The organism is Allobosea sp. 01N443, assembly GCF_056399325.1.
The window spans coordinates 1-16389 of the sequence record NZ_JBFTRC010000077.1 but is presented as its reverse complement, the minus strand read 5'-3'; the positions used below and the strand labels follow the sequence as shown (position 1 = coordinate 16389).

Sequence of the window (16389 nt, the reverse complement as noted above, 5' to 3'; positions counted from 1 at the left end):
CGCAGACTGGCGTGGCCTGCGATTCAGGACGTGGTCCGCAGCCGCAGAGCCGGAGAAGCCGAGCCAGCCATGTCGACGGATTACGAGACAGAATACAATAACCGCGCCCGCGTGCCGGAGCATCCCGGAATCATTGCCGGCTGGCAGGCGGACGCTGCGGCCTATCGCGGTATCGCGGTCAGCGAACTCGGCATCTCCTATGGCCCGGGCGAGCGGCAACATTACGACCTGTTCAAGCCCGAGGCGGTCAAGGGCAACGCCATCGTGCTCTTCATCCATGGTGGCTACTGGCAGGCGCTCGACCGCTCCTATTTCTCGCATATGGCGCGCGGCGTGAACCGGCTMGGCGTTCCCATGGCGGTCGCGGGCTACGATCTCTGCCCACAGGTCGAGCTCGGCCACATCGTCTGGGAGCTGCAGCAGGCGGCGGCGGCCCTCTGGCGGCAGTTCAACCGGCCGATCGTCGCATCGGGCCATTCGGCGGGCGGGCATCTCGCCGCCTGCCTGCTCGCCACCGACTGGAAGAATGTCGACCCCGACCTGCCGGACCAGCTGGTGCCGGCAGCCTATGGCATCTCCGGCCTCTACAACCTGAAGCCCCTGACCGAGACGAGCATCAACAAGGCGCTCGGACTCGACATGGAATCGGCCGAGCGGGAGAGCCCATTGTTCTGGCCGGCCCCCTCGGGATTGCTGATGGACGCCGTGGTCGGCGGGGCCGAAAGCGATGAATACCTGAAGCAGAGCCGCCGCATCACCGATGTCTGGGGCCTGGAAGGCGTCAGGACGCAGTATGGCGAGATCGACGGCGCGAACCATTTCACCGTCCTTGCCGATCTTCCCGACCCCGACAGTGCAATGAGCAAGCGCCTCGCCGAACTCGCAGGCGCTTGATCTTCCGGCGCGAGGCTCTATCCAGAGGGACAGGATTTTCGGAGCGCGTGATGCAGACCTTCTTCGTCGAGATCAAATGCAAGCTCGGCAAGACCTATGAGGTCGCCAGCGAACTCGCTGATCGCGAGATCGCCTCGGAGATTTATTCGACCGCCGGCAATTACGACATCCTGGCCAAGTTCCACGTCGCCGCGGATGTCGATATCGGCCATTTCGTAGCGCAGAAGGTGCAGTCGATCCCCGAGATCGCCGACACGCACACGATCATCACCTTCAAGGCGTTCTGAGGCCCTTTACCGTCCTCATCCTGCCACGCGCAGGCATGCTCCGGCCCTACGAATCCGTGGAGAAGGACATTCTCCACGCGGTGGCTGCTGGCCATGCCGGCTCCGATCCGCCAAAATATCCACTGAACTCGGGAGGTTCTTTCAATGAGAAACGTCGCCACACTCGCCAGCCGCGCCGCCATGGCCGCGGCGCTGTCTCTGGTCGCGGGTGCCGCTGTCGCGCAGGAATTGCGCATCGGCATCTCGGCCGAGCCGAGCGCGATGGACCCGCACTATCACAACCTGACCCCCAACAACATGCTGGCCCGGCACATCTACGAGCCGCTGGTCGGCCAGGACGCCTCGCAGCGGCTGGTTCCCAGCCTCGCCGAAAGCTGGAAGGCGATCGACGACACGACCTGGGAGTTCAGGCTCCGCCAGAACGTCAAGTTCCATGACGGCTCGCCCTTCACCGCCGACGACGTGCTCGCGACCTTCCAGCGCGCGCCGAACGTGCCCAAGAGCCCCTCGAGCTTCTCGGCCTATGTCCGCGGCAAGGAGATCAGCAAGGTCGACGACTACACGATCCGCATCAAGACCGCCGCGCCGGCGCCGCTGGTGCCGACCGATCTTTCGACCTTCGGCGTCATCTCCGCCAAGTGCAAGGACACCACCACCGAGGAATTCAACGCCGGCAAATGCGCGGCGGGCGGCACCGGCCCCTACAAGCAGGCCGAGTTCGTCTCGGGCGACCGCGTCGTCATGACCGCCAATGACAGCTGGTGGGGCGGCAGCAAGGATCTCTGGAAGAAGGTGACGTTCCGTGTCGTCACTTCGGCGCCCACCCGGGTCGCGGCCCTGCTCGCCGGCGATGTCGACATGATCGAAGCCGTTCCGACCTCGGATGTCGCCAAGCTCAAGGGCGACAAGAACCTGAATGTCGTCAGCCAGGTCTCGAACCGCGTGGTCTATTTCCACATGGACCATTTCCGCGACGTCTCCCCCTTCATCAAGGGCAAGGACGGCTCCGAGATCAAGAATCCGCTGAGGGATGTCCGCGTCCGCAAGGCGCTTTCGATGGCGATCAATCGGCCGGGCATCGTCGAGCGCATCATGGAGAAGGAGGCGATCCCCGCTGGCCAGCTCCTGCCCGATTCATTCTTCGGCACCTCCAAGAACCTGAAGCCGGTCGCCTTCGATCTCGCCGGCGCCAAGAAGCTGCTGGCCGAGGCCGGGTACCCGAACGGCTTCAAGATGAAGATGCACGGGCCGAACGGGCGCTACACCAACGACACCAAGATCATCGAGGCTGTCGCCCAGATGTTCGCGCGGCTCGGCATCGAGACCGAGGTCGAGACGCTGCCCCCGGCCAACTTCTTCACCCGCGCCTCGCAGGGCGCAGCGGGCAATGTGCCGGAATTCTCCTTCATCCTCGTCGGCTGGGCCGCCGGAACGGGCGAGTCCTCGGACTCGCTCAAGGCGCTGCTTGCGACCTTCAACCCGCAGAAGGGCATGGGAGCGACCAATCGCGGCCGCTACTCCAACCCGGCCTTCGACGCGAAGGTCGAGGAAGGCCTGCGCACGGTCGACGACAAGAAGCGCGATGCCATCTTCGGCGAGGCGATGGAGATCGGCATGAACGATGTCGGGCTGATCCCGACACATTTCCAGCTCAACACCTGGGCTGCCCGCAAGGGCTTCAAGGTCGAGCCGCGCTCCGACGAGTACACGCTCGCGACCTCCGTCACCAAGCAGTGACCGCGTCGGCGGATTGACGTCGTTCCCGGGCTCAGGCCCGGGAACCTCTCGCCGATGACCGCTGGTCACGGAAGGGTCGGAGCAAACCCGGCCACGCTGTTTTGAGCGCTGCGTTCGCGCACACCATCCCGCTCGCGAAGGAACCAACCCGATGGCTGCCTTCATCCTTCGTCGCCTGGCGCAGGCCCTCTTCGTCATCGGCGCGATGCTGGTCATCGTCTTCTTCGGTGTGAACGTCGTCGGCGACCCGATCTACATGCTCGTCTCGCCGGAGATGAACCAGGAGCAGATCGCCGAAACGGCCCGCTCGCTCGGCCTCGACCGACCGATCTGGGAACAGTTCCTGATCTTCCTGAAGAATGCCATGCAAGGCGATCTCGGCCGCTCCTTCGTGCATGGCGAGTCCGCGATCAAGCTCATCCTGTCGCGCATGCCGGCGACGCTGGAACTCGCCCTTGTCGCGCTTTTCATGGCGATCGTGATCGGGCTGCCGCTTGGCCTCTATGCGGGGCTGAAACCGGAGAGCAAGGCCTCGCGCGCGATCATGGCGATCTCGATCCTCGGCTTCTCGCTGCCGACATTCTGGGTCGGGCTGATGCTGATCCTCGCCTTTGCCGTCGGATTGGGCTGGTTCCCCGCCACGGGCCGGGGCGAAACCGTCTCCGTCTTCGGCATCGAGACTTCGCTGCTGACGCTCGACGGCTGGCAGCATGTGGCCCTGCCGGCGCTGAACCTCGCACTGCTCAAGATCTCGCTTGTCATCCGCCTGGCACGGGCCGGGGCACGCGAGGCGGCCCTGATGGACTATGTCAAATTCGCCCGTGCCAAGGGCCTTTCACAGAGCCGGATCATCGGCGTCCACATCCTGAAGAACATCATGATCCCGATCGTCACCGTGCTCGGGCTCGAATTCGGCTCGCTCGTCGCCTTTTCCGTGGTGACGGAGACGATCTTCGCCTGGCCCGGCATGGGCCGCCTCCTGCTGGAGGCGATCACCCGGCTCGATCGACCGGTCATCGTCGCCTATGTCATGGTTGTCGTCGTGCTGTTCTCCGCAGCTTCATCGAGGATCGCGTTGCGCTGATCGGCCTCCTGGTCTTCGCGACGATCGTGCTGCTGGCGCTCGCCGCGCYGCTGATTGCCCCGCAAAACCCCTATGACCTCGCGGCGGTCGATGTGATGGACTCCCGCCAGCCGCCAGGCGCCGTGGCCGGCGAGGGCTTTACGATGTGGCTGGGCTCCGACGGTGTCGGCCGCGATCTGCTCTCCGGCATTCTCTACGGCCTGCGCATTTCGCTGATGGTGGGGGCCTTCTCCGGGCTGATCGCCGCGACCGTCGGCATGACCGTCGGACTGATCGCCGCCTATGCCGGCGGCAAGGTCGAGACCGTGATCATGCGGCTCGTCGACCTGCAACTATCGCTGCCCTCGGTCCTCGTCGCGCTGATCCTGGTCGCKGCGCTCGGCAAGGGCGTCGACAAGATCATCATWGCCCTCGTCATCGTGCAATGGGCCTATTACGCCCGCACCGTCCGCGGCTCCGCGCTGGTCGAGCGCCGCAAGGAATATGTCGAAGCGGCGCAGTCGCTCGGCCTCTCCCATGCGCGCACCGTCTTCCGCCATATCCTGCCGAACTGCCTCGCCCCGGTCATCGTGATCGCGACCGTGCAGACCGCGCATGCGATCTCGCTGGAGGCGACGCTGTCGTTCCTCGGAGTCGGCCTGCCGCAAACGGAGCCGTCGCTCGGCGTGCTGATCGCCAACGGCTTCCAGTACATGATCTCGGGCAGCTACTGGATCTCGGTCTTCCCCGGCCTCGCCTTGCTCATGACCATCGTCTCGATCAACCTGGTCGGCGACAGGTTGCGCGACGTGTTGAACCCGCGCCTGGAGAAGTGAAGCCATGAGCGATCACGTGCTCCAGGTCAGCGATCTCAAGACCCATTTCTTCACCCGCGCCGGCACGGTGAAGTCGGTCGACGGCGTCTCGTTCCATGTCCGTCGCGGGGAAGTGCTCGGCCTGGTCGGCGAATCCGGCTCGGGCAAATCGGTCACCGGCTTCTCGATCATGGGGCTGATCGATCCCCCCGGCCGCATTGTCGAGGGCTCGATCAAGCTCAACGGCAAGGAGCTCGTCGGCCTCGGGGAAGACGAATTCCGGACGGTCCGCGGTCGCGAGGTCGCGATGATCTTCCAGGATCCGATGATGACGCTGAACCCGGTCCTGCGCATCGACACGCAAATGATCGAAGCCGTCACCGCCCATGACAAGGTCTCGCACAAGGCAGCGCGGGCCCGCGCCCGGGATGCCCTCGCCAAAGTCGGCATCCCCTCGCCCGAAGAGCGGTTKAATGCCTATCCGCACCAGTTCTCGGGCGGCATGCGCCAGCGTGTCGCGATCGCGATCGCGCTGCTGCATCGTCCACCGCTGATCATTTGCGACGAGCCGACCACCGCGCTCGACGTCACCATCCAGAGCCAGATCCTTGCCGAGATGCAATCCCTCTGTGCCGAAACCGGGACTGCCCTGGTCTGGATCACCCATGACCTCGGCGTCGTCGCCGGGCTCGCCGACCGGATCGCGGTGATGTATGCCGGCCGCATCGTCGAGGCGGGCGCGGTCGATCCCGTGCTCGACACGCCCTTGCACCCCTATACCGCCGGCCTGCTCGGCTCGCTGCCGAGCGAGGGGGAACCTGGTGAGATGCTGCGCCAGATCAGGGGCTCGACGCCTTCGCTCGCTCGCCTGCCGCAGGGCTGCGCCTTTGCCCCACGCTGCGACTACGCTCAGGGCGACTGCCTCACGATCGCGCCAGCCACGACGGCTTTCCCCGGCGAGCGCGGCGTGCGCTGTCATCATCCCCTGAGCGGAACCGGGGTTGCGGCATGAACGATACACCGATCCTCACCCTCGAAAGCGTCTCGAAGCGCTTCGCCAAACCGCTCGACGCGGCCGCGAAATTCGCGAACTGGTTCGGCGCCGGCAATACCGAAGAGGTCGTGCACGCGGTCGACAGCGTCGATCTCTCGATCCGGGCCGGCGAGGTCGTCGGGCTGGTCGGCGAATCCGGCTGCGGCAAATCAACGCTCGGACGGGTCGTCGCGGGGATTCACAAGGCGAGCGCCGGCCGCGTGAGCTGGCGCGGGCGCTATACCGACGAGATGGGCACCGAGGAGCGCCACGCTGCGACGCTGGCCATCCAGATGATCTTCCAGGACCCGATGTCCTCGCTCAACCCGCGCATGCGGGTCAGCGACATCGTCGGCGAAGCGCCCGTCGTGCACGGGCTGACGACACGCGCCGGCCARGCGGATTATGTCGACGATATTCTCAATCGCGTCGGCCTCGACCCGACCTACAAGCGGCGCTATCCGCACCAGTTCTCGGGCGGCCAACGTGCCCGCATCGGCATCGCGAGAGCACTGGCGGTGAAGCCGGAATTCGTCGTCTGCGACGAAAGCGTGGCTGCTCTCGATGTCTCGATTCAGGCCCAGGTCCTGAATCTTTTCATGAAGCTGCGCGACGAACTCAACCTGACCTACCTCTTCATCAGCCACGACCTCGGCGTCGTCCGGCACCTCTCGGACCGGGTCGTGATCATGTATCTCGGCCGTGTCGTCGAGGCCGCGCCCGCCGCCGCCCTCTTCAAGGGGCCGCAGCACCCCTATGCCCAGGCACTGCTCGCCAATGTGCCGACGATCACGGCTCGCAAGAAGCGTTTTGCGCCGGTCAGCGGCGAGATCCCCTCGCCGCTGCACCCGCCATCAGGTTGCCATTTCCACCCGCGCTGTCCGCATGCCGGGCCGCGCTGCAAGGCGGAGCGGCCAGCGCTGAAAACGATCGCGTCCGGCCATGTCGCGGCCTGTCACTTGCATGACGGCGGCGTCGGAGCGATGGCGGCCTGAAGCGATCCTGTCGTTTCGGTTGAATGATTGTTGCCCCCGGCACGCTTGACGGCACCGCGTTTCCGGGCGACCTCCAAGCTGATTTGGCCTTGGGCCGTGGAGCCAGGAACGCAGGACGATGAAAAGCACCTTGTCGACGGATCTTCGCTCGGGCGCGCTCGTCTACCACCGCCTGCCCCGGCCCGGTAAGCTCGAGATCCAGGCAACGAAGCCTCTCGGCAACCAGCGCGACCTGGCGCTCGCCTATTCTCCCGGTGTGGCTGCCGCCTGCGAGGCGATCGTCGACGACCCCGCGGAAGCCGCCGAACTGACCTCGCGCCAGAACCTCGTCGCGGTCATCACCAACGGCACAGCCGTTCTCGGCCTCGGCGATATCGGCCCGCTCGCTTCCAAGCCGGTGATGGAGGGCAAGGCGGTCCTGTTCAAGAAATTCGCCGGGATCGACTGCTTCGACATCGAGGTCGACCAGAAGAACATCGAGAAATTCGTCGATGTCGTTGCGGCGCTGGAACCGACCTTCGGCGGCATCAACCTCGAGGACATCAAGGGTCCCGAATGCTTCGAGATCGAGGAGCAGCTCAAGGCCCGGATGAACATCCCGGTCTTCCATGACGATCAGCACGGCACCGCGATCATCGTCAGCGCCGCGATCCTGAACGGGCTCGATCTCGCGGGAAAACAGATCGGCGACGTCAAGATCGTCGTCTCCGGCGCCGGCGCAGCCGCGCTTGCCTGCCTCAACCTTCTGGTCGAGCTCGGGGCCAGGCGCCGGAATATCTGGGTCACCGACCTTGAAGGCGTGGTCCACAAGGGCCGCAACACGCTGATGGACCGCTGGAAGGAGGTCTATGCGCAGGAGACCGATGCGCGGACGCTCAGCGACGTGATCGGCGACGCCGATGTCTTCCTCGGCCTGTCTGCCGCCGGCGTTCTGAAGCCCGAGATGGCCAAGCGCATGGCGGCGAGTCCGCTGATCCTGGCGCTGGCCAACCCGAACCCGGAGATTACGCCGGAGGATGCGCTTGCCGCACGTCCTGACGCGATGATCTGCACCGGCCGCTCGGACTATCCGAACCAGGTCAACAACGTCCTGTGCTTCCCCTACATCTTCCGCGGCGCGCTCGATGTGCACGCCACGACGATCAACGAAGCGATGAAGCTCGCCGCCGTGCGCGCGATTGCATCGCTGGCGCGGGAGGCCACGTCCGACATCGCGGCGCGCGCCTATGGCGGCGAATCGCAGACATTCGGTGCGACCTCGCTGATCCCGAACCCGTTCGATCCGCGCCTGATCCTGCGCATTGCCCCGGCAGTCGCGCAGGCCGCGATGGATACCGGCGTCGCACGCAAGCCGCTGGCCGATATCGAGGCCTATCGCGAGGACCTGTCGCGCTTCGTCTTCCGTTCCGGCTTCATCATGAAGCCGCTCTTTGCGCAGGCGAAGGCCGACCCCAAGCGCGTCATCTACGCCGAAGGCGAGGATGAGCGCGTGCTGCGCGCCGCTCAAGTGGCGCTGGAGGAAGGCATGGCCGTGCCGATCCTGATCGGCCGCCCGAGCGTCATCGAAACCCGGGTGAAGCGCTTCGGCCTGACGATCCGGCCAGGCATCGATTGCGAGGTGATCAACCCCGAGGATGATCCGCGTTATCGCGACTACGTGCAGACCTATCTCGAGATCGCCGGCCGGCGGGGCATCACGCCGGAGGCCGCACGCGTGCTGGTGCGCACCAACAACACGGTGATCGCGGCACTCTCGGTGATGCGCGGCGAGGCCGATGCCATGATCAMCGGCCTGGAAGGGCGCTTTCTGTCGCGGCTGCGGCACATCAAGGACATCATCGGGCTTGCGCCCGGAGCACGCGACATCTCGGCGATGACGCTGATCATCACCAACAAGGGCGCCTTCTTCCTGGCCGACACCCATGTGAAGCATGATCCGACCGCTGAGGAGATCGCCGACATGGCGGTGATCGCGGCGAGCCATGTCTCGCGCTTCGGCATCCCGCCCAAGATCGCCCTGCTCTCTCATTCGGATTTCGGCGCGGCCGACACCCCCTCCTCGCTGAAGATGCGCAAGGCGGTCTGCCTGATCCGCGAGCGCGCGCCGGAACTCGAATGCGACGGTGAGATGGAGGCCGACACCGCCCTCCTGCCGATGGTGCGCGACAGGGTGCTGCCCTCCTCGCATCTCAAGGGCGTCGCCAATGTGCTGATCTTCCCGAATCTCGACGCCGCCAACATCGCCTACCAGTTCGCCAAGGTGCTGGCGGATGCGCTCCCGGTCGGCCCGATCCTGATCGGAGCGGCCAAGCCGGTGCATATCCTGACCGGTTCGGTGACGGCACGCGGCGTCGTCAACATGACGGCCGTGGCCGTGGTCGAGGCGCAGGAACGCGCTGCGGCTTCGCCAGCCTAGTCAGGAGGCGTTGCAGCGGCGCCGTTTCCTGCCATTCTGCGGTGCTCCGGCGGACCGGGATTGCGGGGAACAGGCCATGCGCATCACCAGGATGCTGCTGCGGCTCGCGGCTGTCATGCTTCCGATCCTGGCCGCGGCAGCGGCCAGCGCGCAGGAGCCCCTGCGCGAGGAGAGCACCTTCCTCCGGATCAAGCTCGAGGGGCGTGACATCAGGCTCGAGGCGCTGATCGTCAGGCCGGAGCGTGCTGAGGGTCGCCTCCCGCTGGCGCTGATCACTCATGGCAAATCCTCGAGCAGCGTCAGCATGGGCGATTTGCGGGCGGCGTCCTACGCCACCGTCGCCCGGGATTTTGCCCGGCGTGGCTGGCTCGCAGCCGTCGTCATGCGTCGTGGCTTCGGCCAGTCGGACGGGCCCTTCCCGGCCTCGACCTCCTGCGCCGATCTCGATTTCACCAGCCGATTCGAGGCGGATGCCAGCGAACTCGAAGCCGCCCTGCGGGTGCTGCAACAGCGCGACGATGTCGACCCGGCGCGCGCCATTGCGGTCGGAGAATCGGCGGGAGGCGCGGCGGTCCTGGCGCTCGCCCAGCGCAAACCAGCGGGCTTGCGCGGCATCGTCAATGTCGCCGGCGGCCTGAATATCGACAGCTGTGTCGACAAGGCGCGCGATGCGCTGGTCGGCATCGTCAAGGGCTGGCAGGTGCCCGGCGCGCCACCACAGCTCTGGATCTATGCGAAAAACGACGAGCTGTTTCCGCCCGCGCTCGTCGATCGCATGCGCGGCGCCGCACGCGATGCCGGCGGCGATATCCGCTTCGTCGAGCTCCCCGAAGTCCGGCCCACTGGTCACCTGATCTTCCGTCACGGACAAGCCCGGTTCTTCTGGCTGCGCGAGGTGGACGCGTCGCTGCGTGCCTGGAAGCTGCCGACCTGGTCGCCCGCCCAGGCAAGGGAGCTCTTTGCCAAGCTGGGGCTGACGGCACGCGCCGCCGCATTCGAGCAGTATTTTGCAGCGCCCGGCGAGAAGGCGATGGCGCTCAGCCGGTCACGCAAGCATTTCCGCTACACCTTTGGCTCTCAGACGCTCGATCGCGCCAAGGAAGCGACACTGAACGATTGCGCCAAGGCCGCTGGCGATTGCGTGATCGCCTTCGAGAACGACACGTTCATGCTGCCCTCCGGCGGCGCCCCGTAAACGAAAACGGGGATCAAGACTTTTCCTGCCTGCAAGTTTTTTTCCTGCTTGGCAGCGCGCGAGCAGCGCGCTCTACTCTCCCGGTCATGTCAGGAACAGGCAGGAAGACCTGCCCTCAGGGGAGTTTCGTCATGTTCAGGATCACGCGCCGCGCGGCGCCGCTCGCCATTGCCGCGGCTCTGGCGCTCGCCACCACCACGGTCGCACAAGCCCAGGTCACCTTCCATCGCGGCAACGACTCCGATCCCGAGACGCTCGACGCGCACAAGACCTCGACCGTGTCGGAAGCGCATCTGCTGCGTGATCTCTCCGAAGGGCTCGTCATCCACCACATCAACGGCACCGTCGTGCCCGGCGTGGCCGAAAGCTGGACGATCAGCCCGGACGGCAAGACCTACACCTTCAAGCTGCGCCCTAATGCGAAATGGTCAAACGGGGACGCGGTGAAGGCCTCGGATTTCGTCTTCTCGCTGCGGCGGATGGTCAATCCCGAGACGGGGGCGAAATACGCGAACATTCTCTATCCGATCCTGAACGCGGAGAAGATCAACAAGAGCGACGGGGGCGCGAAGCTTGCCGATCTGGGTGTGACGGCCGTCAATGACACGACGCTCGAGATCAAGCTGGAGCGATCGACCCCGTATTTTCTCGAATTGCTGACGCACCAGACCGGACTTCCGGTCCATCCGGCCTCAGTCGAGAAATTCGGCAGCGATTTCGTCAAGCCGGAGAACTGGGTTTCGAACGGCGCCTATGTGCTCAAGGAGTTCGTGCCGAACTCCCATATCAAGCTTGAAAAGAACAAGGCCTTCCACGACGCGGCCAACGTCAAGATCGATACAGTGATCTATTATCCGTCGCCGGACCTCGCCGCCGCCGCCCGGCGCTTCCAGGCCGGCGAACTGCATATGACGACCGACATCCCCGCCGACCAGATCAAGCAGCTGCGCGAAAAACTGGGCGATCAAGTCAAGATCGCGCCCTATCTCGGCACCTATTTCCTCATCATCAACAGCTCGAAGAAGCCCTTCGACGATGTCCGCGTCCGCCAGGCCCTTTCCATGGTGCTCGACCGTGAGTTCATCGCCGACGAGATCTGGGGTGGCACGATGCTGCCGGCCTATGGCGTCATTCCGCCGAATATCGGCAATTACGGCACGGCCGCCGAAGCCGACTTCAAGAACGCCTCGCCGCTCGACCGCGAGGAGAAGGCCAAGCAGTTGCTCAAGGATGCGGGCTTCGGGCCCGGCATGCCCTTGAAGATACAGCTCCGCTACAACACGACCGACAACAACCGACGCACCGTCATCGCCATTGCCGAGCAGTGGAAGGCACTCGGCGTCGAGACCAGCTTCATCAACACCGACGGCAAGACCCATTTCGCCCTTCTGCGTGACGGTGGCGATTTCGACATCGCCCGCTATGGCTGGATCGGCGATTTTTCGGACCCGCAGAACTTCCTGTTTCTGTTCCTCAGCGACAACAAGGGGTTCAATTCCGGCAAGTACAACAACCCGACCTTCGACGGCTTGCTGGCCAAGGCCGCCGACGAGATCGACCTGACCAAGCGCGCCGCGATCCTGCGCGAGGCCGACGCGATCCTGGCTGCCGAGGTGCCGTGGATTCCGGTGATGTTCTATTCGTCGAAGAACCTGGTCTCGCCCAAGCTCGTCGGCTTCCAGCAGAATCTGCGCGGCGCGCTGCCGACACGCTTCATGAGCCTGAAGCCGTAAGAAACCCGCGTGTCAYGGCCGGGCCTGCCCGGTCATGACACCGCAGACGGCCCGGTTCATTCGGAATGCTCTCCTTCATCCTGCGTCGCCTCGCCATCGCGATCCCGACCCTGTTCGTGATCGTGACGATTTCCTTCTTCCTGATGCGCGTCGCACCGGGCGGGCCGTTCGACCTCGAACAGCCGCTGGAAGCGAAGGTGATGGAGAACCTGCGCCGGATCTATCAGCTCGACCGGCCGCTCTATCAGCAATATCTGACCTATCTCGCGGCTTTGATCAGGGGTGATTTCGGCCCTTCCTTCTACTTCCGCGACTTCTCTATCGCCGAGCTCTTCGCGCAGGGGCTGCCGGTCTCGATGCGGCTGGGCGCATCGGCACTCGCTCTTGCCCTGCTAATCGGCGGCCCGCTCGGCGTGCTCGCAGCCTTCCGCCAGAACGAGCATGCCGACCATGCGGTGATGGGTTTTGCCACTGCCGGCATCACCATTCCCAACTTCGTGGTCGCGCCCGTGCTGCAGATCGTCTTCGGGCTGATGCTGGCCTGGTTGCCGGTCGGCGGCYGGAATGGCGGTGCGGTCCGCAACACTATCCTGCCGATCGTGACTTTGGCGCTGCCGCAGATCGCGGTGATCGCGCGGATGACCCGCGCGGCGATGATCGAGACCCTGCGCGCCAACCATATCCGCACCTTGCGGGCACAAGGGCTTTCCAGCGTGACGGTCGCACTGCATGCGCTGCGCGGCGCGGCCCTGCCCGTCGTCTCCTATCTCGGGCCGGCCGCCGCGGCCTTGCTGACGGGCTCGGTCGTGGTCGAGAGCATCTTCGCCGTTCCCGGAATCGGCCGCTATTTCGTCGAGGGTGCGCTCAACCGCGACTACACCCTGGTGATGGGCACGGTCGTTGTCGTGGCGATCTTCGTGCTGGTCTTCAATCTCGTCGTCGACGTTGTCTATGCGCTGCTCGATCCGCGCGTCAGGCTGGAGTGAGCGCATGAGCGAGATCACGCTTGCCCCCCTGCCCGTCACCGGGCGCTCGCTCTGGCAGGATGCGCGCATCCGCCTGATGCGCAACCGCGCAGCGGTCGCGAGCCTGATCGTGCTGGCGCTGATGACGCTGGCCTGCCTGATCGGCCCGTTGATGACCGGGCATCCGCATGATCGGGTCTACCAGGACTATGTCCGTGTGCCCGCCAGCATCGAGAGCTATCCCAAGGCCGAGGCGATACCGGCCGCCGTGCAACGCATCGCCTCACGCGTCCGGGCAACGGCGGGCGATGTCGCAATAAGCCGGGACGGCGTGCGCCTGACGCTGACGTCACAGCGCCCGATCGATCAGCGGCTTCTCGTCTATTTCGATCGCTCAGACCAGTTCGGGACCCCGAAGATCCTGGCCAATGAGGAAGATGGCCGCAGGCTCGCTCTGGAGGTACCGATCAAGCGGCAGCGCTTCTGGTTCGGCACCGATGCCAATGGCCGCGACCTGCTGACCCGCACGCTAATCGCCGGGCGGGTTTCCCTGGCGATCGGCCTGCTCGCGACAGGTGTCGCGCTCGTGATCGGCGTCAGCTACGGCGCAACGGCGGGCTATCTCGGCGGGCGCGTCGACATGCTGATGATGCGCATCGTCGACGTGCTCTATTCGCTGCCCTTCATCTTCTTCGTCATCCTGCTGGTCGTCTTCTTCGGCCGGAATTTCATCCTGATGTTCCTTGCCGTCGGCGCGATCGAATGGCTCGACATGGCCCGGATCGTTCGCGGACAGACACTCTCGATCAAGCGACAGGAATATGTGCTGGCGGCCGAGGCGCTCGGCGTCACGACCGGCGGCATCCTGAGGCGCCATGTCATTCCCAACACGCTTGGCCCAGTCATCATCTATGTCACGCTGCTGGTGCCGAAGATCATCCTGCTCGAGAGTTTTCTCTCCTTCCTCGGCCTCGGCGTGCAGGAGCCGATGACGAGCTGGGGCGTGCTGATCTCGGACGGCGCCCGCTCGATCCAGGGCGCGCCCTGGATGCTGATCTTCCCGGCGAGCTTCCTGGTGACCACGCTGTTCGCGCTGAACTTCCTCGGCGATGGCCTGCGCGACGCGCTCGATCCCAGGGATCGCTGAGATGGGGGACGCTCCGATCCTCGAGATCCGCGACCTGCGCGTGCGCTTCCGGACCAATGATGGGCTGCTCGATGCGGTGAACGGCGTCGATATCGCTGTCGGAGCCGGCGAATTCGTCGCCATCGTCGGCGAATCCGGTTCCGGCAAAAGCCAGACGGTGATGGCCGCGATGGGCCTGCTCGCTGGGAATGGCGAGGTGGAAGGCTCGATCCGCTATCGCGGCACGGAGCTGCTCGGGCTGAAACCCAAGCAACTCAATGCCTATCGCGGCCGGAAGCTCGCGATGATTTTCCAGGAGCCCATGACATCGCTCGACCCGCTGTTCCGGATCGGCAGCCAGATGGCCGCGCCTCTGCGCAAACACCAGGGATTGTCACGCAGCGCCGCGCGGACGCGGGCGCTCGAACTCCTGAAACTCGTCCAGATTCCCCGGCCGCAGGAACGGCTCGATGCCTATCCGCACGAGCTCTCAGGCGGGCAGCGCCAACGCGTCATGATCGCGATGGCCCTGGCCAATGATCCCGATATCCTGATTGCCGACGAACCGACGACAGCGCTCGACGTCACCATCGAGGCCGAGATCCTGGCGCTGATCGCCGATCTCAGAAAGCGGCTCGGCATGGCCGTCGTCCTGATCAGCCACGATCTCGGGCTGGTGCGGAAATATGCAGAGCGCGTCTATGTGATGAAGTCTGGCGAAGTGGTGGAGAGCGGAACCACCGAGGTCCTCTTCGCAGCACCGAGCCATCCCTATACCAAGCTGCTGCTCTCGGCAGAGCCCGCAGGCCATAAGCAACCTGCGCCGAAGGGCGCCCCGATCCTGCTCGAGGCCCGTGACCTGCGCGTCAGCTACGATCTCGGTCGTGGCTTTCTCAAGCGCAGGAACGGCTTGCTCCACGCCGTCGACGGTGTCGATCTGACCCTGCAGCGCGGCCAGACCATCGGCATCGTCGGGGAGTCCGGCTCGGGAAAGTCGACGCTGGGAAAGGCGCTACTCAGGCTCGTGCCGGCCAGCGGGCAGATCCGATTCGAGGACCGGGCGCTGGCGCCGCTCGATCGCTCGCAGATGCGGCCGCTGCGCAAGAGCCTGCAGGTCGTTTTCCAGGACCCATTCGGCTCGCTCTCGCCGCGGCTCACCGTAGGCGAGATCGTCAGCGAGGGGCTGCTGGTCCACGCGCCCCATCTGACGCGCGCCGAACGCGACATGCGCGCGGCGCAGGCCCTGGAGGAGGTCTCGCTCGATCCGCGCCTGCGCAACCGCTATCCGCACGAATTCTCGGGCGGCCAGCGCCAACGCATCGCGATCGCGCGCGCGATGATCCTGCACCCGGCGCTGGTCGTACTGGACGAGCCGACCTCGGCGCTCGATCGTACCGTGCAGAAGAGCATCGTGGCGTTGCTCAAGGACCTCCAGGCCCGCCACGACCTCTCCTATCTCTTCATCAGCCACGACCTCGCCGTGGTCCGCGCCATGGCCGACACGATCATGGTGATGAAGGATGGCAGCGTCGTCGAAAGCGGACCAACCGAGGCGATTTTCGCCGCACCGCGCGAGGGCTACACGCAGAGGCTGATCGCGGCCGCGCTCAAGGCGTAAACGGAAGATATCCGGTCCGGCCCGGTGGCCGTGGCGGTCCTCGTCCCTTCGGCGCGGCAGTGTTGCGCCCGACGCCGATCTGCAAGCCGGCTTTGGCACTCGCCTCCCGCCCGCGCCTCCGCTACCAATGCCGACGTTCCTTCAACCACGAGACCGAAGCCGATGAGCCGTATTGTCTATGTGAATGGTGAGTACCTGCCCGAGGAAGAGGCCAGGATCTCGATTTTCGACCGCGGCTTCATCTTCGGCGACGGCATCTACGAGGTCTCGGCGGTGCTCGGCGGCAAGCTGGTCGACTGCGACGCGCATCTTGCCCGTCTGGAGCGCTMCTGCGGAGAAATCCGGCTCGCCCTGCCCTGGTCGCGCGCCGAACTGACCGCCATCCATGAGGAGCTGATCAAGCTCAACAATATCGACGAGGGCGGTATCTATCTCCAGGTCTCGCRCGGCGCTGCCGACCGTGACTTCGCCTTCCCGAAGGATGTGGCGCCGACCCTGGTGATGTTCTCGCA

General features: G+C 65.1%; 14 protein-coding genes. All 14 read left to right on the top strand.

The window, feature by feature from the left end; all coding sequences use genetic code 11:
- Nucleotides 1-69: 69 nt before the first annotated feature.
- Nucleotides 70-894 carry an alpha/beta hydrolase gene (locus AC1DRP_RS19205; RefSeq protein WP_476769287.1) on the top strand — a complete coding sequence of 275 codons (825 nt, stop codon included), beginning with the start codon at nucleotides 70-72 and terminating at the stop codon, nucleotides 892-894.
- A 50-nt stretch (nucleotides 895-944) separates the two neighbouring features.
- Nucleotides 945-1181, top strand: coding sequence for an Lrp/AsnC ligand binding domain-containing protein (locus AC1DRP_RS19200; protein WP_038361355.1), 237 nt, complete (start codon nucleotides 945-947; stop codon nucleotides 1179-1181).
- 144 nt (nucleotides 1182-1325) lie between these two features.
- Nucleotides 1326-2918, top strand: a complete 1593-nt coding sequence (locus tag AC1DRP_RS19195) for an ABC transporter substrate-binding protein (RefSeq protein WP_476769286.1) — start codon at nucleotides 1326-1328, stop codon at nucleotides 2916-2918.
- A 151-nt stretch (nucleotides 2919-3069) separates the two neighbouring features.
- Nucleotides 3070-4002 carry an ABC transporter permease gene (locus AC1DRP_RS19190; protein ID WP_476769285.1) on the top strand — a complete coding sequence of 311 codons (933 nt, stop codon included), beginning with the start codon at nucleotides 3070-3072 and terminating at the stop codon, nucleotides 4000-4002.
- Nucleotides 3981-4817 carry an ABC transporter permease gene (locus AC1DRP_RS19185; RefSeq protein WP_476769297.1) on the top strand — a complete coding sequence of 279 codons (837 nt, stop codon included), beginning with the start codon at nucleotides 3981-3983 and terminating at the stop codon, nucleotides 4815-4817. The genes AC1DRP_RS19190 and AC1DRP_RS19185 overlap by 22 nt, the downstream gene beginning before the upstream one ends.
- A gap of 4 nt (nucleotides 4818-4821) precedes the next feature.
- On the top strand, nucleotides 4822-5808 hold the full coding sequence (locus tag AC1DRP_RS19180) for an ABC transporter ATP-binding protein (RefSeq protein ID WP_476769284.1): 987 nt from the start codon (nucleotides 4822-4824) through the stop codon (nucleotides 5806-5808).
- Nucleotides 5805-6824, top strand: coding sequence for an ABC transporter ATP-binding protein (locus AC1DRP_RS19175; protein ID WP_476769283.1), 1020 nt, complete (start codon nucleotides 5805-5807; stop codon nucleotides 6822-6824). The genes AC1DRP_RS19180 and AC1DRP_RS19175 overlap by 4 nt, the downstream gene beginning before the upstream one ends.
- A gap of 118 nt (nucleotides 6825-6942) precedes the next feature.
- A complete protein-coding gene (locus AC1DRP_RS19170; RefSeq protein WP_476769282.1) occupies nucleotides 6943-9240 on the top strand; it encodes an NADP-dependent malic enzyme in 2298 nt (765 codons plus the stop codon).
- Nucleotides 9241-9316: 76 nt separating this feature from the next.
- A complete protein-coding gene (locus AC1DRP_RS19165) occupies nucleotides 9317-10435 on the top strand; it encodes an alpha/beta hydrolase family protein (RefSeq protein WP_441506634.1) in 1119 nt (372 codons plus the stop codon).
- Nucleotides 10436-10566: 131 nt separating this feature from the next.
- A complete protein-coding gene (locus AC1DRP_RS19160; protein ID WP_441489116.1) occupies nucleotides 10567-12168 on the top strand; it encodes a peptide ABC transporter substrate-binding protein in 1602 nt (533 codons plus the stop codon).
- Between the two features lie 65 nt (nucleotides 12169-12233).
- Nucleotides 12234-13154 carry an ABC transporter permease subunit gene (locus AC1DRP_RS19155; RefSeq protein ID WP_476769281.1) on the top strand — a complete coding sequence of 307 codons (921 nt, stop codon included), beginning with the start codon at nucleotides 12234-12236 and terminating at the stop codon, nucleotides 13152-13154.
- A gap of 4 nt (nucleotides 13155-13158) precedes the next feature.
- Nucleotides 13159-14280, top strand: coding sequence for an ABC transporter permease subunit (locus tag AC1DRP_RS19150; RefSeq protein ID WP_441506635.1), 1122 nt, complete (start codon nucleotides 13159-13161; stop codon nucleotides 14278-14280).
- A 1-nt stretch (nucleotide 14281) separates the two neighbouring features.
- Nucleotides 14282-15877 carry an ABC transporter ATP-binding protein gene (locus AC1DRP_RS19145; RefSeq protein WP_441506636.1) on the top strand — a complete coding sequence of 532 codons (1596 nt, stop codon included), beginning with the start codon at nucleotides 14282-14284 and terminating at the stop codon, nucleotides 15875-15877.
- A gap of 162 nt (nucleotides 15878-16039) precedes the next feature.
- Nucleotides 16040-16389: aminotransferase class IV (locus tag AC1DRP_RS19140; protein ID WP_476769280.1), on the top strand; the 350-nt coding region annotated here is incomplete at its 3' end.

Excerpts from the sequence above, each read along its gene's own strand:
- AC1DRP_RS19200 (WP_038361355.1), top strand. The coding sequence starts at position 945 with ATGCAGACCTTCTTCGTCGAGATCAAATGCAAGCTCGGCAAGACCTAT.
- AC1DRP_RS19195 (WP_476769286.1), top strand. The coding sequence starts at position 1,326 with ATGAGAAACGTCGCCACACTCGCCAGCCGCGCCGCCATGGCCGCGGCG.
- AC1DRP_RS19190 (WP_476769285.1), top strand. The coding sequence starts at position 3,070 with ATGGCTGCCTTCATCCTTCGTCGCCTGGCGCAGGCCCTCTTCGTCATC.
- AC1DRP_RS19165 (WP_441506634.1), top strand. The coding sequence starts at position 9,317 with ATGCGCATCACCAGGATGCTGCTGCGGCTCGCGGCTGTCATGCTTCCG.
- AC1DRP_RS19160 (WP_441489116.1), top strand. The coding sequence starts at position 10,567 with ATGTTCAGGATCACGCGCCGCGCGGCGCCGCTCGCCATTGCCGCGGCT.
- AC1DRP_RS19150 (WP_441506635.1), top strand. The coding sequence starts at position 13,159 with ATGAGCGAGATCACGCTTGCCCCCCTGCCCGTCACCGGGCGCTCGCTC.
- AC1DRP_RS19145 (WP_441506636.1), top strand. The coding sequence starts at position 14,282 with ATGGGGGACGCTCCGATCCTCGAGATCCGCGACCTGCGCGTGCGCTTC.